The sequence below is a fragment of the Variovorax sp. OK605 genome (assembly GCF_900115445.1).
GTDB lineage: Bacteria > Pseudomonadota > Gammaproteobacteria > Burkholderiales > Burkholderiaceae_C > Variovorax.
Genome location: NZ_FOWL01000026.1, coordinates 31,484 through 52,310, shown reverse-complemented (window position 1 = coordinate 52,310; position 20,827 = coordinate 31,484). Strand labels below are relative to the sequence as shown.

General features: G+C 69.6%; 20 protein-coding genes. 11 read left to right on the top strand and 9 right to left on the bottom strand.

The window, feature by feature from the left end:
• Window positions 1-65: 65 nt before the first annotated feature.
• Window positions 66-1,073 (bottom strand): FecR domain-containing protein, encoded by a 1,008-nt coding sequence (locus tag BM013_RS37810; RefSeq protein ID WP_256221866.1) that lies wholly within the window; start codon window positions 1,071-1,073, stop codon window positions 66-68.
• Complete coding sequence (locus BM013_RS37805) at window positions 1,070-1,576, bottom strand: sigma-70 family RNA polymerase sigma factor (protein ID WP_093135300.1); 507 nt, start codon at window positions 1,574-1,576, stop codon at window positions 1,070-1,072. Before BM013_RS37805 ends, BM013_RS37810 begins: the two co-directional genes overlap by 4 nt.
• A gap of 415 nt (window positions 1,577-1,991) precedes the next feature.
• Between BM013_RS37805 and BM013_RS37800 the strand changes: the two genes are divergently transcribed.
• On the top strand, window positions 1,992-2,213 hold the full coding sequence (locus BM013_RS37800; protein ID WP_093135298.1) for a hypothetical protein: 222 nt from the start codon (window positions 1,992-1,994) through the stop codon (window positions 2,211-2,213).
• A gap of 32 nt (window positions 2,214-2,245) precedes the next feature.
• On the opposite strand, the gene BM013_RS37795 is transcribed toward BM013_RS37800, so the two are convergent.
• Window positions 2,246-2,686, bottom strand: coding sequence for a hypothetical protein (locus BM013_RS37795; protein ID WP_143072622.1), 441 nt, complete (start codon window positions 2,684-2,686; stop codon window positions 2,246-2,248).
• A gap of 150 nt (window positions 2,687-2,836) precedes the next feature.
• Here BM013_RS37795 and BM013_RS37790 point away from each other — a divergent pair, with 150 nt between their 5' ends.
• Window positions 2,837-3,766 carry an SMP-30/gluconolactonase/LRE family protein gene (locus BM013_RS37790; protein WP_093135292.1) on the top strand — a complete coding sequence of 310 codons (930 nt, stop codon included), beginning with the start codon at window positions 2,837-2,839 and terminating at the stop codon, window positions 3,764-3,766.
• 92 nt (window positions 3,767-3,858) lie between these two features.
• On the opposite strand, the gene BM013_RS37785 is transcribed toward BM013_RS37790, so the two are convergent.
• On the bottom strand, window positions 3,859-4,824 hold the full coding sequence (locus tag BM013_RS37785) for a LysR family transcriptional regulator (protein WP_093135289.1): 966 nt from the start codon (window positions 4,822-4,824) through the stop codon (window positions 3,859-3,861).
• Window positions 4,825-4,925: 101 nt separating this feature from the next.
• On the opposite strand from BM013_RS37785, the gene BM013_RS37780 reads away from it, so the two are divergent.
• The 3 genes from BM013_RS37780 to BM013_RS37770 all read left to right on the top strand — a co-directional run bounded on the left by BM013_RS37780 (window position 4,926) and on the right by BM013_RS37770 (window position 8,271).
• Window positions 4,926-5,723 (top strand): gamma-glutamyl-gamma-aminobutyrate hydrolase family protein, encoded by a 798-nt coding sequence (locus BM013_RS37780; RefSeq protein ID WP_093135287.1) that lies wholly within the window; start codon window positions 4,926-4,928, stop codon window positions 5,721-5,723.
• A complete protein-coding gene (locus BM013_RS37775; protein ID WP_256221865.1) occupies window positions 5,720-6,868 on the top strand; it encodes a M14 family metallopeptidase in 1,149 nt (382 codons plus the stop codon). Before BM013_RS37780 ends, BM013_RS37775 begins: the two co-directional genes overlap by 4 nt.
• 68 nt (window positions 6,869-6,936) lie before the next feature.
• A complete protein-coding gene (locus tag BM013_RS37770) occupies window positions 6,937-8,271 on the top strand; it encodes an MFS transporter (RefSeq protein WP_093135280.1) in 1,335 nt (444 codons plus the stop codon).
• A gap of 22 nt (window positions 8,272-8,293) precedes the next feature.
• On the opposite strand, the gene BM013_RS37765 is transcribed toward BM013_RS37770, so the two are convergent.
• From BM013_RS37765 to BM013_RS37755, 3 genes are read right to left on the bottom strand one after another with little or no spacing between them, the layout of a single operon-like run.
• A complete protein-coding gene (locus BM013_RS37765) occupies window positions 8,294-9,226 on the bottom strand; it encodes a dimethyl sulfoxide reductase anchor subunit family protein (protein ID WP_093135278.1) in 933 nt (310 codons plus the stop codon).
• Between the two features lie 4 nt (window positions 9,227-9,230).
• Window positions 9,231-10,070 carry a 4Fe-4S dicluster domain-containing protein gene (locus BM013_RS37760; RefSeq protein ID WP_371281731.1) on the bottom strand — a complete coding sequence of 280 codons (840 nt, stop codon included), beginning with the start codon at window positions 10,068-10,070 and terminating at the stop codon, window positions 9,231-9,233.
• Window positions 10,067-13,021, bottom strand: coding sequence for a molybdopterin oxidoreductase family protein (locus BM013_RS37755; protein WP_093135276.1), 2,955 nt, complete (start codon window positions 13,019-13,021; stop codon window positions 10,067-10,069). The genes BM013_RS37760 and BM013_RS37755 overlap by 4 nt, the downstream gene beginning before the upstream one ends.
• A gap of 82 nt (window positions 13,022-13,103) precedes the next feature.
• Here BM013_RS37755 and BM013_RS37750 point away from each other — a divergent pair, with 82 nt between their 5' ends.
• The gene (locus tag BM013_RS37750; protein ID WP_093135273.1) at window positions 13,104-14,036 is read left to right on the top strand and encodes a LysR family transcriptional regulator; all 933 of its coding nucleotides are present in this window, start codon (window positions 13,104-13,106) and stop codon (window positions 14,034-14,036) included.
• Window positions 14,037-14,065: 29 nt separating this feature from the next.
• Here the strand turns inward: BM013_RS37750 and BM013_RS37745 are convergent, their stop codons facing one another.
• Window positions 14,066-14,845 (bottom strand): GntR family transcriptional regulator, encoded by a 780-nt coding sequence (locus BM013_RS37745; protein WP_093135271.1) that lies wholly within the window; start codon window positions 14,843-14,845, stop codon window positions 14,066-14,068.
• 126 nt (window positions 14,846-14,971) lie between these two features.
• Between BM013_RS37745 and BM013_RS37740 the strand changes: the two genes are divergently transcribed.
• From BM013_RS37740 to BM013_RS37720, 5 genes are all read left to right on the top strand, one after another.
• On the top strand, window positions 14,972-15,253 hold the full coding sequence (locus tag BM013_RS37740) for a UxaA family hydrolase (protein ID WP_093135268.1): 282 nt from the start codon (window positions 14,972-14,974) through the stop codon (window positions 15,251-15,253).
• Between the two features lie 53 nt (window positions 15,254-15,306).
• Entirely contained in the window at window positions 15,307-16,482 is a 1,176-nt protein-coding gene (locus BM013_RS37735; RefSeq protein WP_093135266.1) for a UxaA family hydrolase, read from the top strand.
• A 108-nt stretch (window positions 16,483-16,590) separates the two neighbouring features.
• On the top strand, window positions 16,591-17,523 hold the full coding sequence (locus BM013_RS37730; RefSeq protein WP_177225674.1) for a hydroxyacid dehydrogenase: 933 nt from the start codon (window positions 16,591-16,593) through the stop codon (window positions 17,521-17,523).
• Window positions 17,523-18,512, top strand: coding sequence for an Ldh family oxidoreductase (locus tag BM013_RS37725; RefSeq protein ID WP_093135263.1), 990 nt, complete (start codon window positions 17,523-17,525; stop codon window positions 18,510-18,512). Before BM013_RS37730 ends, BM013_RS37725 begins: the two co-directional genes overlap by 1 nt.
• A gap of 58 nt (window positions 18,513-18,570) precedes the next feature.
• On the top strand, window positions 18,571-19,554 hold the full coding sequence (locus tag BM013_RS37720; RefSeq protein ID WP_093135374.1) for a Bug family tripartite tricarboxylate transporter substrate binding protein: 984 nt from the start codon (window positions 18,571-18,573) through the stop codon (window positions 19,552-19,554).
• 54 nt (window positions 19,555-19,608) lie between these two features.
• Here BM013_RS37720 and BM013_RS37715 read toward each other — a convergent pair whose 3' ends face one another.
• Window positions 19,609-20,826 carry an acetate/propionate family kinase gene (locus BM013_RS37715; protein WP_093135260.1) on the bottom strand — a complete coding sequence of 406 codons (1,218 nt, stop codon included), beginning with the start codon at window positions 20,824-20,826 and terminating at the stop codon, window positions 19,609-19,611.
• Window position 20,827: the final 1 nt, after the last annotated feature.

Genomic DNA, 20,827 nt, shown 5'->3' with positions numbered 1-20,827 from the left:
CCGGGTGCGAAGAAACGCGATGGGAACAACGAATGGAAGGCGGCAGGCGGCAAACGGCGCCGCGCTCAGGCCGGCACCAGCGACACCCAGTAGCGCGTCATGCCCACGCGGCGCACCGGGAACGCCCGCGTGAGCACGGCCAGCGCCTTGTCGGTGTCGTCCAGCGGGAACGCGCCCGACACCCGGATGTCCGCCACCGCCGGGTCGCAGCCCAGGTGGCCGCGCCGGTAGCGCGACAACTCGGCCAGCACGTCCGCGAGCCGCCGGTCGTTGACCACCAGACTGCCCTGCGCCCAGTCGGCGGCGCCGGCGTCGGCCTCGCGCGGCTCGCCGACGCCGGCGCCGCCGAAGAACACCTGCTGGCCCGCGCGCAGCGTCACGACCTGGCCGGGGCGTTGCGCGGCGCGGATCTCGACCGCGTCTTCCAGCACCGTCACGGCCGTGCGCTCGCCCAGCGTGCGCACGGTGAAGCGCGTGCCCAGCGCGAGGATGCGGCCCTGCGCCGTCTCGACCATGAAGGGGCGCGCGTCCTTCACGCCGTGGGCGATGCCGGCGCGCGGCTTGGCGGTCTCGACGAGGATCTCGCCCTCGCGCAGCGTGACCAGCCGGCGCGAAGCGTCCATCGACACGTCTGCCGAAGTGCGCGTGTTCAGCATCAGCCGCGAGCCGTCGGCCAGCGTGACCGCGCGTTGCTCGCCAGTGCCCGTGCGGTAGTCGGCCAGCCACGTGCGCCAGCCGCCGTCGTTGCCCGCCACCTGCCACGACAGGCAGGCCAGCGAACCGCCCGAGGCCAGCACCGCGATGCCGCGCAGCATGCGGCGCCGCTCGGGCTGCGCGGCGCGCAGCGTGGGTGCGGCGATATGGCCCGGCACGCGCTGCAAGGTCGCCTGCATGGCGGCGAGCCGCTGCCAGGCGCGCTGGTGCGCGGGGTGGGCGCGGTGCCAGCGGTTCCAGTCGTCGCGGTCGATGTCGGTCGCCTCGCCGGAGCACAGGCGCGCGTACCAGGCGATTGCGTGGCGGCGCACCTCGGCCTCGTCCGGCGCCTTCAGCGCGATGGGGCCGGCGGACGTCACGGCGCGAGCAGGTAGCAATGCTCGAGCGCCTTGAGCATGTAGTTGTTGACCGTGCGCACCGACACCTTCAACTGCGCGGCGATTTCCTTGTAGGTCAGCCCGTCGAGCTGCGACAGGAGGAAGGCCTGGCGCACCGGCGGCTTCATGCCGTCTAGCATCGCGTCGATGGCGCCCAGCGCCTCCAGCACCAGCGCGCGCTCCTCGGGCGAGGGCGTGAGCGGTTCGGGCAGCGCGGCGAGCGTGTCGAGGTAGGCGCGTTCTAGCGCCCTGCGCCGGTGGAAGTCGACCACCAGCCCGTGCGCGATGGTCGCGAGGTAGGCACGCGGCTCGGCCGCGGTCACCGGCTGCGGCTTGCTCAGGACGCGAACGAAGGTGTCGTGCGCCAGGTCGGCCGCGTTGTGCGAGCACCCGAGCTTCTTGCGCAGCCAGCCGTGCAGCCACCCGTGGTGGGTGCTGTAAAGCGATTGCACCTGGTGCTGCAACACGACATCGGCGGCCGGCATGGGTTCTCCACGCAGCGGCGGGCGCTGCGCTTTCACTTAATAAGAATGGTTCTCAATTCTAGGCGAATCAGCAGAAACCCTGCCGTCGCGTTTTGCCCACGGCCGAAGGCGCCGCGTCCGTTACATCCGGCGTGCGGCGAATGAGCCACAACAGTGACTTGTTTTGACAATCGTGAAAAACGTCGCAACCGGGAAGGGTCGTTGCGGCCGGCGGGGCTCGCGGCGGTCAACCGCGATTCCAGGGCTCCGTTGGCCATCCATGCACGTGTTTCCGTGCGCCCCCGAGGAGCTGACCTGTGCCCGCGCCGGTCGGCTCAAAACAGCGCGAGATGTAGCGTCGTGTAATTTCTTCGCACACACGCATGACCCTTGCGCCTACAAGAAAGCGCTTGCCCACGTGGAAAACTCGACGCCCATGGTGGAGACACAAAACCTGGACCCGAACGGCCTCTCGGCCCTGGCCGCCGAATGGCGCCGGCGCGCATTGCGCGGCGACGAGAACGCTCGCGGCATCGCGCATGCGCTCGAGGTGGAGGTGCGGCGCATCACCGGCGCGCGGCCCGCGCCCGTGCATGAGCTCGACACGCGCCACCTCGCGTTGCGCGAGGCTCCCCGCCCTTGGTGGAAGCGCTGGTAGGCCGGCGCCCTCTTCTCTTTCCCTCTCTCTCGTCAGTCGTCGACGCCTTCGAGCGACCGCGCATACAGCGCCGCCTCGGCCGGCGTCATCGCATCTTCGAGCGCCGCAAGCTCGACACGCTCGAAGTCGTGCGCGATCCACTCGAACATGTGCGAGCGCGGCATGTGCGCCAAATCTTCCCCGTCGCACCAGGGCTGCAGCCTCGCGGTCGCGCTGCTCAGCAGGAACCGCAGGTACAGCGCCCGCGCGATGCGAACGGCCGCAGCCCTCTCGGGGTCTTCCAGTGCATCACGGCAAGCCAGCAACTGCCGCTCGCACCGCGCGAGCCGTTCGCGCGCGTCGGCGCTGCGGTGCGTGCCGACATCGATCACCCGGCACCGCGTGTCTTCCATTCGATGAAATTCGCACAGCACCCGGGCATAGGCATGCTGCTGGAGGAGTAGAAGCGCCCGGTCGAGAAAGCTGTCTTGCATGGTTCGACCATCTGACGGCGGCTCGCCGTGGCGCAGGCGTAGGACTTGAAGCAGAAAAGGCGCGCGATGCGCCCCACGCCGGCACGCCCGGTGCAAACTGGTGCCTCCCCTCCAGGCGCTTCCCCGCCTGCGCTCATTGAAGGAGCTCCGATGCGCATCCGAGAACTCGCCACCGGCCTGCAGTTTCCCGAAGGCCCGATCGCCATGAACGACGGCTCCGTGCTGCTCGTGGAGATCGCACGCGGCACGCTCACGCGCGTGCGCGCCGACGGGCTGGTGCAGGTGGTGGCCGACCTCGGCGGCGGCCCGAACGGCGCGGCCATCGGGCCCGGCGGCGCGGTCTACGTGTGCAACAACGGCGGCTTCAAGTGGCACACCGAGGCCGACGGCTGCGTGCGCCCGGTGGGCCAGGCCGACGACTATTCGGGCGGCCGCATCGAGCGCGTGAACCTTGCCACCGGCCGTGCCGAACGCCTGTACGACACGGTGGAAGGCCATGCGCTGTGCGGCCCCAACGACATCGTGTTCGACGCGCACGGCGGCTTCTACTTCACCGACCTCGGCAAGGTGCGCGAGCGCGACATGGACCGCGGCGGCCTCTTCTACGGCCACGCCGGTGGCGCCGCCGCAAGCGCCATCGCGCGGCCGGTGATGACGCCCAACGGCATCGCCCTCTCGCCGGACGGCAACACGCTCTACTACGCCGAGACCGAAGGCGCCCGCGTCTGGGCCTTCGACATCACCGCGCCGGGCCGCGTGCGCAAGGACGGCTGGCCGTCGCCGTACGGCGGCCGCATGCTTTGCGCCTCGCCCGGCGGCCACTACCAGCGCTTCGATTCGATGGCCGTCGACGCGCTCGGCAACCTCTGCGTGGCGACGCTGCTGCACGGCGGCATCAGCATCGTCGCGCCCGACGGCGGCACGGTCGAGCACGTGCCCTTGCCCGACCGCTACACCACCAACATCTGCTTCGGCGGACGCGACCGGCGCACGGCCTACGTCACGCTCTCGGGCAGCGGCCGGCTGATCGCCATCGACGACTGGCCGACGCCGGGGCTTGCATTGAACTGCGAGGCATAAGACATCCGGCCGGCTCGATCGGGCGTACAGCCGACGGACCCTTCGCCCTTCAAAGGGTCCACGGCAGTCCGGGCCTTTCATGCGCGCCGCGGCTAGCGAACGGCGCCCTTCTTCTTCACCGGCACCCGGCCACGCTGCCTGACGACCTCCTGCGCGACATCGGCAAAGTACGCCCGCACGATGGCGAATGCACGCTCCGCGGCGGGCACCAACGTTCGCCCGACGTGCCTGACGATGCCCAGCGTCATGTCCAGGTCCAGCCTCGGCTCCACATCGAGGGCCACCATCGTTCCTGCGCGCAAGGCCGAGATCACGGCGATGTCGGTGGACGGGGCGATGGCGTCGCTCGACGCAACCAGGGTGTGGATCGTGTTCACGTCGTCGGTGTTCAGGGCGAAGTGGTTTTCGAGCGGCATCGACAGACCGTAGAGCTCCGCGATGCGGCGGATGACCGACCGGTCCGCATACCCCGCCATCACCATCGGATGGGCGGAAAGTTCGGGCATGCCGATGCGCTTGCGCCCGGCCAGCGGGTGACCCGCGCGTGCGAACCAGCCGAAGGTGCTCACGTACGCGGGCTCCGCCACCATGTCCGGCTCGTGCGCCGCGATGCGCACATCGCCGACGAAGAAATCGAGCCGCTCCTTGCGCAGCGCATCGAACAGCACGTCCGAGCTCTGCACCATCGCGCTGAGCCTGAGGCCGGGGGCCTCTGCCACGAGCTTCAGCATCATCGGCCCCAGCAGGGAGCGGGCGATGGACGAGCCCATGCCGAAAGACAACGTCCCCGATTCGCCGGCGCGCATGAGCGACAGAGACCGGGCGCCTTCCTTCTCGTCGAAGACCATGCGCCGAGCGCGTTCGACATAGGCGTCGGCATAGGGCGTGGGCCGCAGGCGCCGCCCCTGCCGGTCGAAGAGCGGCACGCCCAAGGCCTCTTCCAGCGCACTCAGGCTGCGCGACAGGGCCGGCAAGCTGAGGTGCACGCGTTCCGCCGCTGCACTGAGCGAGCCCAGGTCCATCACGGCAAGGAAGTGTCTGAGCTGTCGCGTGTTCATGATTTTTACTTGCACATTCTGCAAGTTATTCGCAGCTAAATTGCAATTTACTAAACTGTAGTCGATTCTTAGACTGCGATCGAACCCACCAGATCGCGTCGATGAATCCCCACATTCCCCCTCCAACCCTGCGGCCCGTCGTGGTCATCGCGTCCGATCGCATCGAGCGCCACGGCCATGCGGCACACGCGGCGCTCGACGGCTACGTGCGCGCCGTCAGCGAGGTGTCCAGGGCACTTCCGCTCGCACTGCCGGCCGCCGGCGACGCGATCGACGCCGACAGCCTGATCCATGCGATCGACGGCATCGTGCTCACGGGCAGCCCGTCCAACGTGCATCCGTCACGCTATGGCGCAAGCGAGCCGTACCCCGAAATGCAGCTCGACCTCGCGCGTGACGCGACGATCCTGCCGCTGCTGCCCCGGCTCATCGCCGCCGGCGTACCGGTGCTTGCCGTGTGCCGCGGCTTCCAGGAGCTCAACGTCCTCTACGGCGGCAGCCTGGAGCCCGCCGTGCACGAGCAGCCGGGCCGCCTCGACCATCGCGAGGGCGACCATGGCCGCCCGGTCCAGCGCTGGTACGACGACAGCCACGCGCTGCACATCGTCGAAGGCGGCGTGCTCGCGCAGCTGGCGGGCGGCACGCGCGCGGTCGTGAATTCGCTGCATCACCAGGGCATCGAGCGGCTCGGCAAGGGCCTGCGCGTGGAAGCGACCGCGCCCGACGGACTGATCGAATCGTTCTCGATCGAGTCGGCGCCGCGGTTCGCGCTGGCCGTGCAATGGCATCCCGAAATGCGCATCGACGACAACGCGTTCGCGCGCGCGCTGTTCACGGCCTTCGGCGACGCGTGCCGCATGCGCCGGCAAGAGCGCCTGCGCGCGCCCGAACCGAATTGAACAACCCCCACGGAGACATCCCCTTGGAAAACCATCAGATCGCCGCGCTCTTCAGCGCCAACTATGCCGAGGCACGCGACAAGTTCCTGCGCGCCGCGGCGCGGCGCGGCCTTGCCGTCGAATCGCACGAACTCGCGCTCGCCGGCGCGCAGGGCGAGGTGCTGGCCACCGACGTCGTGCTCGACGGCCCGGCCGATGCGTCGAAGATGCTCGTCGTCATCAGCGGCGTGCACGGCGTGGAGGGCTTTTGCGGATCGGCGATCCAGACCGGCATGCTCGATCTCGGCGCCCCGGCACAGGCCCAGGCACGGCCGCAGGGCGCGCACGACACAGCGGTTCTGTACGTTCATGCGGTCAACCCCTACGGTTTCTCCCACCTGCGCCGCGCCACGCAGGAAAACATCGACCTCAACCGCAACTTCGTCGACTTCTCGAAACCGCTGCCGGTCAACGCCGGCTATGCCGAAATCCACGAGCTGCTGCTGCCGCCCGAATGGCCACCGCAGCCGCGCACGGAAGGCCTCCTGGACGCCTATCGCGAGCGCCATGGCGCCCGCGGCCTGCAGCGGGCCACCTCGCTCGGCCAGCACGTGCACGCCGACGGGCTCCACTACGGGGGCACCGAGCCGGCCTGGAGCAACCGGACCTTTCGGGAAATCCTGAAGCGATACGCCCCCAAGGTTCGCGAACTCGCCTCGATCGACATCCACACCGGTCTCGGCCCGTACGGCGTGGGAGAGCGGATCTTCGCCAGCTTCGACGAGGCCGTGCTCGAGCGCGCAACGCGCTGGTGGGGCGAGCTCACCTCCGTGACCACGGGCACCTCCACCAGCATCCCGTTGACCGGTCCGATCCAGACCGCATTGGCCGAGGAATGCCCCCAGGCCCTGCATGTGGGCATCTGCCTGGAGTACGGCACCTGGCCCATGGCGCGGGTCTCCGCGGCCATGCGCGCCGAGCACTGGCTGCATCGCCACGGCTGTGCCGACGCGGCCAAGGCAACCGCGATCCGGCAGGAAATGAAGGACGCCTTCTTCCCCGATGCCGAAGACTGGAAGCTCGCGGCCTGGCAACAGGGCTCGCAAGCCTGCCGGCAAGCCCTGCGCGGACTCGAGGAAGACGCCGCGGCGAAGCTCGCGGCCTGATCCGCGCGCCGCATCGCACCCCACCCCACGCCACACCCCACACAACAACGAGACAAAGAGGCCGCTTCATGAGCACCACCACAGTCGACGCACGCCCGGGCGACGAGACACGCCCGGCCACCACCGCAGCTGGCGCGCACGCGGCCGGCACCGCGATCAGCCGCAAGGCGGTCGCAGCCGCCGTGGCCGGCAACGCCCTCGAGTTCTATGACTTCGTCATCTACGCCTACTTCGCGGTCTACATCGGCCGCACCTTCTTCCCGGTCGGCGGAGAGTTCGGCAGCCTCATGCTCTCCCTCGCGACCTTCGGTGTCGGCTTCTTCACGCGCCCGCTGGGCGGCGTGCTGATCGGCGCCTTCGCCGACAAGGCGGGGCGCAAGCCCGCCATGCTGCTCACGGTGGCGCTCATCACCTTCGGCACGCTGGGCATGGCGGCCACGCCGAGCTACGCGAGCATCGGCATCGCGGCGCCGGTCATCGTCGTGTTCTGTCGCCTGCTGCAGGGCCTGGCGCTCGGCGGCGAGGTCGGCCCCGCCACCGCGCTGCTCATCGAAGCGGCGCCGCCCGGACGGCGCGGCCTGTACGCCAGCTGGCAGATCGCGAGCCAAGGCATCGCGGTTGCGGTGGGCGGTGTTTTCGGCGTGACCCTTTCACTGATGCTGCCGCCGGACCAGCTCGCCTCCTGGGGCTGGCGCGTGCCCTTCCTGTTCAGCCTGGTCCTGATTCCGATCGCCTTCTACATCCGCCGCAGCCTGCCGGAGACGCACGAAGGTTCGCGCGACCGGACCGGCGCACAGATCGTCGGCTCGGTCTTCGGCAAGCACCGCCGCATCCTCGTGCTGGGCATTCTGATCTCGGCTTCCACGGCGGTTGCATCGCAGGTGGGCAACTACATGGTCACCTATGCGGTCCAGGTGCTCAAGCTGCCACCGGCGCTGGCGCAGGGCTCGGTCCTGACGGGGGGCGTCATGACCTTCCTGTTCGCCCTGCTCGGCGGCTGGCTGTGCGACCGCCACGGCCGCAAGGTCATCAACACGCTGCCGCGCATCGCGCTCGTGGTGCTGATCGTGCCGATGTTCCTGTGGCTGTCCGGTGCGCCGAGCGCCGTCACCTTGCTGGGCGTCTCCGCTGTGCTGGCCGCGCTGACCGCCGTCTTCGGTGCCGCCGGCCTCGTGACCATCCCGGAGCTGATGCCGATCGCCATCCGAAGCACGGGCCTGTCTTTGGTCTATGCGATCAGCACCTCGCTGTTCGGCGGCACCACGCAGTTCGTCGTCACCTGGCTGCTGGCCGTGACCCACAATCCGCTCGCGCCGGCCTACTACGTCATGGTGATGAGCGCGCTCAGCGTCTGGGCGATGTGGATGCTGCCCGAATCGAGAGACGTCGATGTGACCCGCTGATGTTCCGGCCGTGCCGGCTGGCTCAGGAAACCACCTGGTAATACAGGTTCTGCGGATGCTTGGCCTGCGCGAAGAAGAACCAGCGCTCGGCCAGCAGCCCCGGCGCCTGCACCAGCACCGCGAGCAGCCAGGGCCACGCCGCCGCGCCGACCACGCCCCACAGCGCCAGCGCCGCGGGCAACGCAAAGGCGAACACCAGGAAGCCGAGCTTCATGTTCCTGAGCGCCGCCAGCGACGCTCCATGAAAGAACTCGCGCGTGTTGAACGACCCGCCCGACATGCCCATCGACTTCTGCACCAGCTTCTGGGTGCGGATGCCGGTGGCCGATTGCAGCGTGGACTTGTGGCGCAGCCGCGCGTTGCGCCTGAGCGCAGTGCCGCGCGCAATCCACGCGGCCAGCGTGGCAGCCAGCGCCCACGGCCCGAACAGCTGCACGAAGCGGCTCTCGCCCCACAGCGCCGCCAACGCACACGCCAGCACCAGCCCCGACGACAGCCCGATCAGCGTGAAGTTGACCACTGTCAGCGGATGCGCCCATTCCTCGATGAAGCGCAGGCAGGCGTAGATCATCGCGGTGCAGTACCAGAGCAGCACCGCGCCATACAGCACCAGCAGCGGCAGCAGCCACGACCATGGCGCGCCGATGCCCATCTGCAACGACACCGCCCACAGCGCCACCAGCGCGATGAACGCGGGCAGCACGATGACCTCGCGCGACATCCACGAGGTGCGCCACATCAGCACCGCGCGCCATGCGCGCATCTTGCGGCCCAGGTGCAGGAACGACGCGGCCAGGCCGGCCACGAGCATCACCTCGGCCAGGCCCAGCGCGACGGCCATGAACCCGGGCGCCAGCTCCAGGCCGAAGAGCGCGGCCAGCGCCAGCGTGAACACCAGCCCCTGCGCGGCGCCTGCGAGCGTGGTGAAGAAAAGGATCGAGAAAGCAGGATGCATGCGGCTACTCCCGTGCGTCCGCCGGCTGCGTGATGTGCCGCGGCAGGTACTGGTTGGCCGGCTGCGTCTCCCATTCGGGCATCAGTTGGTAGCCGCCGCGTTCGCGGATCGCCCTCGACACCTCGGAGTCCGGGTCCTTCACGTCGCCGAAGATGCGCGCGCCGGTCGGGCAGGCCTTCACGCAGGCGGGCTTGCGGTCTTCCTTCGGCAGCTGTTCGTCGTAGATGCGGTCCACGCACAGGGTGCACTTGGTCATGACCTGGCGCTCCTCGTCGAGCTCGCGCGCACCGTAGGGGCAGGCCCACGCGCAGTACTGGCAGCCGATGCACTTGTCGTAGTCGACCAGCACGATGCCGTCTTCCTTGCGCTTGTAGCTTGCGCCCGTGGGGCACACGGGCACGCAGGGCGGGTCTTCGCAGTGCAGGCAGCTCTTGGGGAAGTGGATGGTCTCGGTGACCGGAAAGGCGCCGGCCTCGTAGGTCTGCACCCGGTTGAAGAAGGTGCCGGTGGGGCTGGCCGCGTAGGGCCGCTCGTCGGCGAGCGGGCCGGCGCTGCCCGAGGTGTTCCATTGCTTGCAGGAGGTCACGCAGGCATGGCAGCCGACGCAGACGTTCAGGTCGATGACGAGGGCGAGTTGCTTGGCCAGCGTTTCGCCGGGCTCGGCGCGCTTCGTCGCGGGGCTCCCTCCCCTCCCGGGGGAGGGTTGGGGTGGGGGCACGGCGGCCTTCATTGAAGCAAGGCTTGCAGTTCCAGCGCCGCCGCCCCAACCCTCCCCCGGAAGGGGAGGGAGCGAAGCCGGGGACGGGGCCGCCATCGCCATCAGGTCTTTCAGCCACTGCATCATTTCTTGCCCCTCCCCGCAAAGTACGTCAACACGCTCGCCGCCTTCCCCAGCACGCCCGGCACCACCGGCATGCTCGCCATCTGCGGAAAACTCTCCTCGGGTTCGCCGGGCTCGGCCGGCCGTATCCGCACGCGCACGTCGTACCAGCCGGCCTGTCCGGTGATCGGGTCCGAGTTGCTGATGGTTCCGCTCGCGGTGCCGGCAAACGGCAGCTCCTCGCTGATCAGGTGGTTCAGCAGGAAGCCCTTGCGCGCCTCGTCCGCACCGGGCGCGAGCTGCCACGCGCCGTCGGCCTTGCCGATGGCGTTCCAGGTCCACACCGTGCCCGGCTCCACCGCCTCGCTGTAGCGCAGCATGCAGCGCACCTGGCCCCAGCGGCTCTCGACCCAGCACCAGCCGCCGTCCGCGATGCCAGCGGCCTGCGCCGTCAACGGGTTCACGTGCAGGTAGTTGTGGCTGTGGATCTGCCGCAGCCACGCGTTCTGCGAGTCCCACGAGTGGTACATGGCCATCGGCCGCTGCGTGAGCGCGTTGAGCGGATAGGCCTCCAGGTCGGTCGCGGCCTCTTCCAGCGGCGCATACCAGAACGGCAGCGGATCGAAGTACGTGTCGATGCGCTCGCGCAGCGCGTCGGGCGGCTGCCGCCCCGGGCTCTTGCCCTGCGCGGCGAGCCTGAAACTCTGCAGCGTGTCGGAGTACAGCGCCAGCTGCACCGGGTCGTTGCGCTGGCGCCAGCCCTTGTCTTTCGCGAAGTCCAGGTACTCCCGGTTCCAGTTGCGCATGTAGTGCATGGTCTCGGGCATGTGGTACTGGAACACGCAGTTGTTCTGCGCGTAGGCCTCCCACTGCTTCGGGTTCGGCGCGCCGCGCAGGTGCTCGGTGCCGTCCTTGCCGCGCCAGCCCATGAGAAAACCGATGCCCGGCTGCGGCTCGAAGTTGACGACGAAGTCCGGGTACCCGCTGTACTTGCGAGCGCCCTCCGGCGTGGTGAAGGCCGGAAACTTCAGCCGCGAGGCCAGCTCGATCAGCACCTCCTGGAAAGGCCGGCACTCGCCGGTGGGCGGCACCACGGGCACGCGCACCGAATCCACCGGCCCGTCGAACTCCGAGATCGGCCGGTCGAGCATGCCCATCACGTCGTGGCGCTCCAGGTACGTGGTGTCGGGCAGCACCAGGTCGGCAAAGGCCACGGTCTCGCTCTGGAACGCGTCGCACACCACCAGGAAGGGGATCATGTGCTCGCCCTTCTCGTCCTTGCGGTTGAGCATCTCGCGCACCGCCATCGTGTTCATGCTCGAGTTCCACGCCATGTTGGCCATGAAGATCAGCAGCGTGTCGATGCGGTACGGGTCGCCCTTCACCGCGTTGGTGATCACGTTGTGCATGAGCCCGTGCGCCGACAGCGGGTGCTCCCACGAGAACGCATGGTCGATGCGGATCGGCGAGCCGTCGGGGTTGATCGCCAGCTCGTCGGGGCTGGCCGGAAAACCCAGCGGCGCCGCATTGAGCGGCGTGTTCGGCTGGATCATGCCGGGGTCGTTGAAGGCGCGGTAGTTCGGCACGATGTGGCGCGGGTACGGCGCCTTGTGCCTGAAGCCCCCCGGCGCGTCGATGGTGCCCAGCACGCTCATGAGAATGGCCAGCGCACGCACCGTCTGGAAGCCGTTGGAGTGCGCCGCCAGCCCGCGCATCGCATGGAAAGCCACCGGCCGCGCCTGCGTGGCCGGGTGCTTCTTGCCCCATGCGTCGGTCCACGGGATGGGCAGCTCGAAGGCCTGCTTCAGCGCCGTCTCGCCCATCTCGCGCGCGAGCTTGCGGATGCGCTGCGCGTCGATGCCGGTGATGGCCTGCGCCCACTCGGGCGTGCAGCTCGCCACGCGTTCGCGCAGCAGCTGGAACGACGGCGCCACGCGCGTGCCGTCGGCCAGCGTGTAGTGGCCTTCGAGCGCCGGGTCGCAGCCGTCGGCAATGCCTTCGGGGTAGGCGTTCTTCACGCTGCCGTCGCTCAAGTCCCACACCAGCTTGTTGTGCGGGTTGCGGCCGTCGCCGGGCGGGCCGCGCTCGGGGTCCGGGTCGAAGGCGAACAGGCCCTGCCGCTCGCAGTCGTCGAGCACCACGAGCTGCGGCGCGTTGGTGAAGCGCTTCAGGAACGCATGGTCGACCAAGTCGCTCGCAATGAGTTCGTGCAGCAGCGCCATGAACAGCGCGCCGTCGGTGCCGGGCTTGATCGGGATCCACTCGTCCGCAATGGCCGAGTAGCCCGTGCGCACCGGGTTGATCGAGATGAAGCGCCCGCCATCGCGCTTGAACTTGCTGATGGCGATCTTCATCGGGTTGCTGTGGTGGTCCTCGGCGGTGCCGATCATCACGAACAGCTTGGCGCGCTCCAGGTCGGGTCCGCCGAACTCCCAGAAGCTGCCGCCGATGGTGTAGATCATTCCCGCGGCCATGTTCACCGAACAGAAGCCGCCGTGCGCCGCGTAGTTGGGCGTGCCGAACTGCCTCGCGAACAGGCCGGTGAGCGCCTGCATCTGGTCGCGCCCGGTGAACAGCGCGAACTTCTTCGGGTCGGTCGCGCGGATCTTGCCGAGCCGCTCGGTCAGCATGTCGTAGGCGCGCTCCCAGCTGATGGGCTCGAACTCGCCGGCGCCGCGCTCGCTGCCGGCCTTGCGCAGCAGCGGCTGCGTGATGCGCGCGGGCGACACCTGCTTCATGATCCCCGACGAACCCTTGGCGCAGATCACGCCCTTGTTCAGCGGATGGTCGGGGTTGCCGTCGATGTAGCGCACCTCGGGGCGGGCGTCCTTGCCCTCGCCCTCGCGCAAATGCACGCGAATGCCGCAGCGGCAGGCGCACATGTAGCAGGTGGTGGTCTTGACCGTGGTATCGACCGTGGGGGTGGGCGCGCGGAGGGGGTCGTGCACCGGCTCGCGGGACAGGAAACTGAACACTGGCGGTCCTTTGTTTTCATGCGTGGCAGCGTCGATGGTAGGGAGCCGGGATCAATCGGAAAAGCGGAGAATATCGCTCACCATGACCGGAAAAACAGATCAACTCTCCAGCCAGCGCCTGCGCCTGAACCTGCGCCAGCTCGAGGTGTTCGTGGCCACCGCGCGCGGCGGCAGCACCCGCGCGGCGGCCGACCGCATCGCGCGCTCGCAGTCGGCCGCCAGCAGCGCGCTGGCCGACCTCGAGGAGTCGGTCGGCGTGCTGCTGTTCGACCGCATCGGCCGCCGGCTGGTGCTCAACGAGAACGGCCGCGCCCTGTTGCCCAAGGCACAGGCGCTGCTCGACCAGGCCAGCGAGGTGCAGACGCTCTTCAGCGGCGAGCATGCGGCGCCGCTGCGCGTGGCGGCGAGCTTCACCATCGGCGAGTACCTGCTGCCCGAGCGCGTGTCGCAATGGACCGCGCTGCATCCGCAGAGCCAGGTGCACCTGCACATTGCCAACACGCACGACGTGATCCAGGCGGTGGCGGGCTTCGACGTCGACGTGGGCTTCATCGAAGGGCCGCAGACGCACCCCGACCTGGTGGTGCGCGCCTGGCGCAGCGACGAGCTGGTGATCGTGGCCGCGCCCGGCCATGCGCTGGCGGGCCGCGTGGCCACGCACAGGCAGCTGTCGCAAGCCACCTGGGTGCTGCGCGAGCACGGCTCGGGCACGCGCCAGGTCACCGATGCCTGGCTGATCCAGAACCTGGAGCAGGTGAAGGTGGGCTTCGAGCTGGGCAGCACCGAGGCCATCAAGCGCGTGGTGGCCGCGGGCACCGGGCTGGCCTGCCTGTCGCGCTACACGGTGGCGCAGGCGCTGGAAGACGGCCACCTGGTCGAGCTGCGCACGCGGCTGCCCGCGGGCGTGCGCAAGCTCGCCACCGTGATGCACCGCGACAAGCTGCTGGGCGGCGCCACGGCGGACTTCCTGCGCCATTGCGGCGTGAGCGTGCCGCGCGGGGCTATGCCCCGTTAGCCCCACGCTCGCACCGCAACGGCCTGCTGCTAAGCCGGCCGCGACAGCTGGTGCACGTACTCGTAGTGCGCCGTGTGAATGGTCGACACGCGGTACTCCACCGGCTTGTCGCCGAAGGTCAGCGCGGTGCGCCGCACCTCCATCACCGGCGAGCCCGCGGCCACGCCCAGGATGCGCACCACGCTGCGGTCGGCCGTCATCGCGCGGGCGCGTTCGCGCGCCAGCGTCACGGTGATGCCGAACTCGGTCTGGTAGAGGTGGTAGATGGTGCTCGGCCGTTCGCGAAAGCGCTTCTCGGTCAGGCCCTTGAAGAGCATCGCCGGCAGTGTCAGCCGGTCGTGGATCACCGCGCGGCCCTGCAGCAGCAGGCGGTTGTCGATCTGGATCGCGGGCTCGCCGGTCTTCAGGCCCAGCGCCTGCGCGGGCTCCTCGTCCATGCGCACGCGCTCGAAGGCCACCAGCTCCACCTGCGGCGCCTGGCGCAAGCCGTCGCTGCGCTCCACATGGAAGAACTGGAACATGAAGCGATCGGCGTTGTGCACTGCAACGAAGGTGCCGCGCCCCTGCCGCCGCACGAGGATGTGCTCGGCCACCAGGTCGTCGGTGGCGTGGCGCAGCGTGCCGATCGACACGCCCAGCGCACCCGCCAGCGCGCGCTCGCTGGGCAGCGCGCTGCCCGCCGCGCAACGCCCCGACTCGATGGCGCGCAACAGCGAGCGACGCACCAGCCGGTAGAGCGGCGCACCGGCCGCGTCGGCCGGAATCGGCTCGAAGGCTGACAGCGAAGACAGGGTGTTCGATCGGCGCATGCCGCGATGTTGAGCCCGCCTCGCGATTCATACAAGTCATTCATATGACCTGTTTGACACCCGGAGACACGCGCTCGGACACTGCCCTCGCTGCAAATTTTCAGCGAGTCCGAACAGGAGACAACGATGATTCATTTCGTTCTGCACGACGCGAAGGACACGGTCGCGGTGGTGGTGGTGGAAGGCGTGAAAGCCGGCATGTCGCTCAGCGGCTGGATCATGGACGAGGACCGGATGACCAGCGTCGACGCGCGCCAGGACATCCCGATCGGCCACAAGGTCGCGCTGCGCGACATGGCGCCCGGCGACACGGTGTGGAAGTACGGCATCGACATGGGCAAGGTGGTCGCGCCGATCAAGGCGGGCGAGCACGCGCACGTGCAGAACATCAAGACCAAGCGCTGGTAGGCGCCCCCGCTGCGCACCACCAGGTCCATTCCCCACGAACCCGAAAGCACCGCATGTCCATCATTTCCAAAGACACCACCTTCCTCGGCTACCGCCGCGAAAACGGCCGCGTCGGCATCCGCAACCACGTCGTCATCCTGCCGCTGGACGACCTTTCCAACGCCGCCGCCGAAGCGGTCGCGCACAACATCAAGGGCGCGCTCGCCATTCCCCACCCCTACGGCCGCCTGCAGTTCGGCGCCGACCTCGACCTGCACTTCCGCACGCTCATCGGCGCCGGCTGCAACCCCAACGTGGCGGCCGTCGTGGTCATCGGCATCGAGGACAGCTGGACGCAGAAGGTGGTCGAGGGCATCGCCACCACGGGCAAGCCGGTGGTGGGCTTCGGCATCGAGGGCCACGGCGACCACGACACCATCCTGCGTGCCAGCAAGGTGGCGCGCGCGTTCGTGCAGGCCGCCAGCGAGAAGCAGCGCGAGCCCTGCGCCATCCACGAGCTGTGGGTGTCCACCAAGTGCGGCGAGAGCGACACCACCTCGGGCTGCGGCTCCAACCCCACCGTGGGCAACGCCTTCGACAAGCTCTACGAGACCGGCAACACGCTGGTGTTCGGCGAGACCTCCGAGATCACCGGCGGCGAGCGCATCGTGGCCGAGCGCTGCCGCACGCCGGAGGTGAAGGAGCGCTTCATGTTCATGTTCGACCGCTACCAGGCCATGATCAACCGCCACAAGACCAGCGACCTGTCGGACTCGCAGCCCACCAAGGGCAACATCGCGGGCGGCCTCACGACCATCGAGGAAAAGGCGCTGGGCAACATCCAGAAGATCGGCAAGAAGTGCCTGGTCGACGGCGTGCTCGACAAGGCCGAGGTGCCGACCGGTGCGGGCCTGTGGTTCATGGACTCCTCGAGCGCGGCGGCCGAGATGGTCACGCTGTGCGCGGCCTCGGGCTATGCGGTGCACTTCTTTCCCACGGGCCAGGGCAACGTCATCGGCAACCCGATTCTTCCGGTCATCAAGATCTGCGCCAACCCGCGCACCGTGCGGCTCATGAGCGAGCACGTCGACGTCGACACCTCGGGCCTGCTGCAGCGCGAGATGACGCTCGACCAGGCCGGCGACCAGTTGCTCGACTGCATGCTGCGCACGGCCAACGGCCGGCTCACCGCGGCCGAGGCGCTGGGCCATCGCGAGTTCGTGATGACCCGGCTCTACGAATCGGCCTGAACACGGCCGAGCGCCCCACGGGCCGCCGGCACCGTGCCGCGGCCCGCCCCGCGCGCAGCACCTTCGGCGTGCTGCGCGCCCGCACACACCCAGGCCATCGAGGATTGCATGAAGAGAAGAATCGTCATTGCGGAATTCATGGACGAGGCTGCGGTTGCGCAGCTTCGCGCACAACACGACGTCCTGTACGACCCCCACCTGGTGGACGACGGCGCCCGCCTGCACCGCGAGGCGCCCGGGGCCGACGCGCTCATCGTGCGCAACCGCACGCAGGTGCGCGGCGAACTGCTGGACGCGCTCGCGCGCTGCCGGGCGGTGGGCCGCCTGGGCGTGGGGCTGGACAACATCGACGTGGCCGGCTGCGAGGCGCGCGGCATGCGCGTGATTCCGGCCACGGGCGCCAATGCGCTGAGCGTGGCCGAATACGTGATCGCCAGCGCGATGCTGCTGCTGCGCGGCGCCTGTGCGTGCACGCCCGCCGTGGCGTCGGGCCGCTGGCCGCGCGCGGCGCTGTCGAACGGGCGCGAGCTGTCGGGCAAGACGCTGGGGCTGGTGGGCTTCGGCGCCATCGGCCAGCTGACCGCGCGGCTGGCCGGCGCGCTGGGCATGCCGGCCATCGCCTTCGACGCGGTCATGGACGCCAGCCATCCCGCGTTCGCGCAAGGCGGCGTGCGCTGCTGCGCCACGCTCGACGAACTGCTCGCGCAGGCCGACGTGGTGAGCCTGCACCTGCCGTTGGTCGATTCCACGCGCGGGCTCTTCGGTGCGGCGCGCATCGCCGCCATGAAGCCGGCCGCCGTGCTCGTCAACAGCGCGCGCGGCGGCATCGTCGACGAGGTGGCGCTGGCGCAGGCGCTGCGCGAAGGCCGGCTTGGCGGTGCGGCGCTCGACGTGTTCGACACCGAGCCGCTCGCGGCATCGCCGCATTTCGAGGACTGCCCCAACCTGCTGCTGACGCCGCACATCGCGGGCGTGACCATCGAGTCGAACGAGCGCGTGAGCCAGCTCATCGCGCAGAAGGTGCTGGAGGCCTTGCACTGATGGCCACGCTCAACCTGCAACAGGCGCGCGACGCGGTCGCACAGGCGCTGCGCGCCGCGGGCGCGAACGACACCATGGCCGGCGCCACGGCGCGCGCGCTGGTGCTGGCCGAGGCGCAAGGCATAGGCTCGCACGGCCTGGGCCGCGTCGCGCAATACACCACCCATCTGCGCAACGGCCGCGTGAACGGCAACGCGGTGCCCACGCTGCGCCACGCCAAGGGCGGCGCGGCGCTGATCGACGCGCACGAGGGCCTGGCCTTCGCGGCCTGCGAGATGGCGGTGGCCGAGGCCATTGCGCGGGCGCGCGAGTTCGGCATCAGCATCGCGGGCGTCGCCAACAGCCACCACTGCGGCGTGGTCGTCGACCACCTGCGCGCGGCGGCCGCGGCGGGCATGGTCGGGCTGGGCTTCGCCAACTCGCCGGCCGCGATGCCGGCGGCGGGCGGCAGGCACCCGATCTTCGGCACCAACCCGGTGGCGGCCGTGTTCCCTCGGCGCGATGCCGCGCCGCTGATGATCGACCTGAGCCTCTCCGAAGCGGCACGCGGCAAGGTCATGGTCGCGGCGAAACAGGGCAAGCCCATTCCCGTGGGCTGGGCGCTCGACAAAGAGGGCCTCCCCACCACCGACGCGCAGGCCGCGCTCGAAGGCTCGATGTTGCCGGTCGGTGCCGCCAGCAGCCCCAAGGGCGCGATGCTCGCGCTGGTGGTCGAGCTGCTGGTGACCGCGCTCATCGGCGCGCAGTTCGGCTTCGAGGCCTCGAGCTTCTTCGAGGACGCGGGCAACCGCCCGCGCATCGGCCAGGCCTTCATCGTCATCGACCCCGGCGCGCTGGCCGGGTCGGCGGGCTATCTCGACCGCATCGAGGTGCTGGTGAGCGAAATGCTTCGCGACGAAGGCGTGCGGCTGCCCGGCGCGCGGCGCGAACACCTGCGGCTGGAGGCCGAACAGAAAGGAATCGCCGTACCCGACGCGCTGCTGGGCTGAGCTGGCCCGCGCGGCGCCGTGAGTTCCCACAACAAAAGGAGACAAGACGATGAAAAGCATGCAACGACGCGAGGTGCTGCGGCACGCCGCGGCAGTGACCGCCATGGGCGCGCTGGCCCCCGCGATGGGTTGGGCGCAGGGCACCGACTACCCCCGCTCCGACGCGACCATCCGCTACGTGGTGCCCTTCCTGGCCGGCGGGCTCACCGACGTCATGGCGCGCCAGGTCGGCCAGCAGCTCGGCGAGCACTGGAAGGTCAGCGTGGTGGTGGACAACAAGCCCGGCGGCAACGGCCAGATCGGCGCCGACGTGGTGGCCAAGGCCGCGCCCGACGGCAACACGCTGCTGGCGATCACGCTGACGCACGCCGCCAACGTGACGCTGTTTCCCAAGTCGCCCTTCAACTTCCAGAAAGACCTGCGCCCCGTGGCGCTGATGGCGGGCAGCCCGATGCTGATCGTGGTGCCGGCGTCCAGCCCCATCCACGACCTGAAGGACCTGATGGCGCAGTCGAAGACGCGCAAGCTCAACGCCGGCTCCAGCGGCAGCGGCACGCCGCCGCACCTGACGCTCGCGCTCTTCAACGACCTGAACAAGTCGGCCATCCAGCACGTGCCCTACAAGGGCGGCTCGGCGTCGATGACCGACCTGATCGGCGGGCAGCTCGACATCGTGTTCTCCAACTACCCCGAGTCGATTCCGCACGTGAAGGGCGGCAAGCTGCGCGCGCTCGCCATTGCCAGCAAGACGCGCTACCCCGCGCTGCCCGATGTGCCGACCACGGCCGAAGCGGGCATGCCCGCGCTGCTGGTGGAAAACTGGACCGGCATGATGGCGCCCGCCGGCATGCCCGATGCGGCCGTGCAGAAGCTGGGCGCGGAGGTAGTGAAGATCATGGGCGCGCCCGACATCGCCGAGCGCATGCGCCAGCAGGGCTTCAGCATCGATGCGCGCGGGCCCGACCGGTTCGCGGCCTTTCTCAACGACGAGATCGCGCGCTGGGCGCAGGTGATCAAGTCGGCGGCGATACAGCCGAGTTGAAACCGACTCGCGGGCGGGTCAGGCGGATCAAGCGGATCAAGCGGCTCAGGCGGCTCAGGCGTGCAGCACGCGCGCCGTGTGCCGCGCGATCACCGCTTCCTCGTCGGTGCGCAGCACCCACGCGCTCACCGGGCTCTCGGCGGTACTGAGCCGGGCGGCGCCGCCGCGGTTGGCGGCCGCGTCGACGTGCACGCCCAGCCATTCGCAGTCTTCGAGGATGCTTTCGCGCAGCGGCGCGGCGTTCTCGCCGATGCCGCCGGTGAACACGATGGCATCCACACCGCGCAGCGCGCCCGCGAGGCTGCCCATGTGCTGGACGACCTGCTCGGCGAAATGCCCGATGGCCTGCGCCGCGGCAGGCTCGCTCGACGCCTCGAGCGCGCGCATGTCGCTCGACACGCCCGACATGCCGAGCAGCCCCGACTCGCGGAACAGCAGCTTCTCGACATCGTCGGGCGACATGCCCCGCGAGCGCAGCAGGTACAGCACCACGGCCGCGTCGATGTGGCCGCAGCGCGTGCCCATCGTCAGCCCGTCGAGCGGAGAAAAAGTCATCGTCGTGGCGACCGAGCGGCCCTGCCGCATGCCGCACATCGACGCGCCGTTGCCCAGGTGCGCGACGATCACGCGCTTTTGCGCCAGCTCGGGCGCGATGGCGCCGAACTGCGCCACGATCGATTCGTAAGACAGGCCGTGAAAGCCGTAGCGCCGCACGCCCGCGTCATGCAGCTCGCGCGGCAGCGCGAAGCGCCGGTTGACCTCGGGCTGCACCGCGTGAAAGGCCGTGTCGAAGCACGCCACCTGCGGCACGCCCTCGAACGCCGCCATGGCCGCGCGCACGCCCGCCAGGTTGTGCGGCTGGTGCAGCGGCGCCAAGGGTTCGAGCCTGGCCAGCGCATCGAGCAAGGCCGCATCGACACGCACCGGCGCCACGAAGTCCGTGCCGCCGTGCACGATGCGGTGCCCCACCGCCGCAATGCGGCCGCCCTCGCCCTCTCCCTCTCCCCCGCTCTCCTTCGCATGCCATTCGAGCAAGGCGGCCAGGGCCCCCTGGTGCGAGGCCTGCCCTCCGTCGAGCGCCTCGTCGAGCAGCGTCTGCCCCTGCGCATCGCGCACGCGCAGCCGCGCCTTCAGGCCCGCCCCCAGGCCGTCGGCCTGGCCCGACCAGCGCGCCGACGGCAACGCGTCGCCGCCACCCGGAGCGGCCGCATCGAACAATGCGACCTTGATGGACGAGGAGCCCGCGTTGAGCGTCAGCAGCGAATCGGTCATG

Excerpts from the sequence above, each read along its gene's own strand:
- BM013_RS37805 (WP_093135300.1), bottom strand. The coding sequence starts at position 1,576 with ATGCCGGCCGCCGATGTCGTGTTGCAGCACCAGGTGCAATCGCTTTAC.
- BM013_RS37800 (WP_093135298.1), top strand. The coding sequence starts at position 1,992 with ATGGTGGAGACACAAAACCTGGACCCGAACGGCCTCTCGGCCCTGGCC.
- BM013_RS37795 (WP_143072622.1), bottom strand. The coding sequence starts at position 2,686 with ATGCAAGACAGCTTTCTCGACCGGGCGCTTCTACTCCTCCAGCAGCAT.
- BM013_RS37790 (WP_093135292.1), top strand. The coding sequence starts at position 2,837 with ATGCGCATCCGAGAACTCGCCACCGGCCTGCAGTTTCCCGAAGGCCCG.
- BM013_RS37785 (WP_093135289.1), bottom strand. The coding sequence starts at position 4,824 with ATGAACACGCGACAGCTCAGACACTTCCTTGCCGTGATGGACCTGGGC.
- BM013_RS37780 (WP_093135287.1), top strand. The coding sequence starts at position 4,926 with ATGAATCCCCACATTCCCCCTCCAACCCTGCGGCCCGTCGTGGTCATC.
- BM013_RS37770 (WP_093135280.1), top strand. The coding sequence starts at position 6,937 with ATGAGCACCACCACAGTCGACGCACGCCCGGGCGACGAGACACGCCCG.
- BM013_RS37765 (WP_093135278.1), bottom strand. The coding sequence starts at position 9,226 with ATGCATCCTGCTTTCTCGATCCTTTTCTTCACCACGCTCGCAGGCGCC.
- BM013_RS37760 (WP_371281731.1), bottom strand. The coding sequence starts at position 10,070 with ATGATGCAGTGGCTGAAAGACCTGATGGCGATGGCGGCCCCGTCCCCG.
- BM013_RS37750 (WP_093135273.1), top strand. The coding sequence starts at position 13,104 with ATGACCGGAAAAACAGATCAACTCTCCAGCCAGCGCCTGCGCCTGAAC.
- BM013_RS37745 (WP_093135271.1), bottom strand. The coding sequence starts at position 14,845 with ATGCGCCGATCGAACACCCTGTCTTCGCTGTCAGCCTTCGAGCCGATT.
- BM013_RS37740 (WP_093135268.1), top strand. The coding sequence starts at position 14,972 with ATGATTCATTTCGTTCTGCACGACGCGAAGGACACGGTCGCGGTGGTG.
- BM013_RS37735 (WP_093135266.1), top strand. The coding sequence starts at position 15,307 with ATGTCCATCATTTCCAAAGACACCACCTTCCTCGGCTACCGCCGCGAA.
- BM013_RS37730 (WP_177225674.1), top strand. The coding sequence starts at position 16,591 with ATGAAGAGAAGAATCGTCATTGCGGAATTCATGGACGAGGCTGCGGTT.
- BM013_RS37725 (WP_093135263.1), top strand. The coding sequence starts at position 17,523 with ATGGCCACGCTCAACCTGCAACAGGCGCGCGACGCGGTCGCACAGGCG.
- BM013_RS37720 (WP_093135374.1), top strand. The coding sequence starts at position 18,571 with ATGCAACGACGCGAGGTGCTGCGGCACGCCGCGGCAGTGACCGCCATG.
- BM013_RS37715 (WP_093135260.1), bottom strand. The coding sequence starts at position 20,826 with ATGACCGATTCGCTGCTGACGCTCAACGCGGGCTCCTCGTCCATCAAG.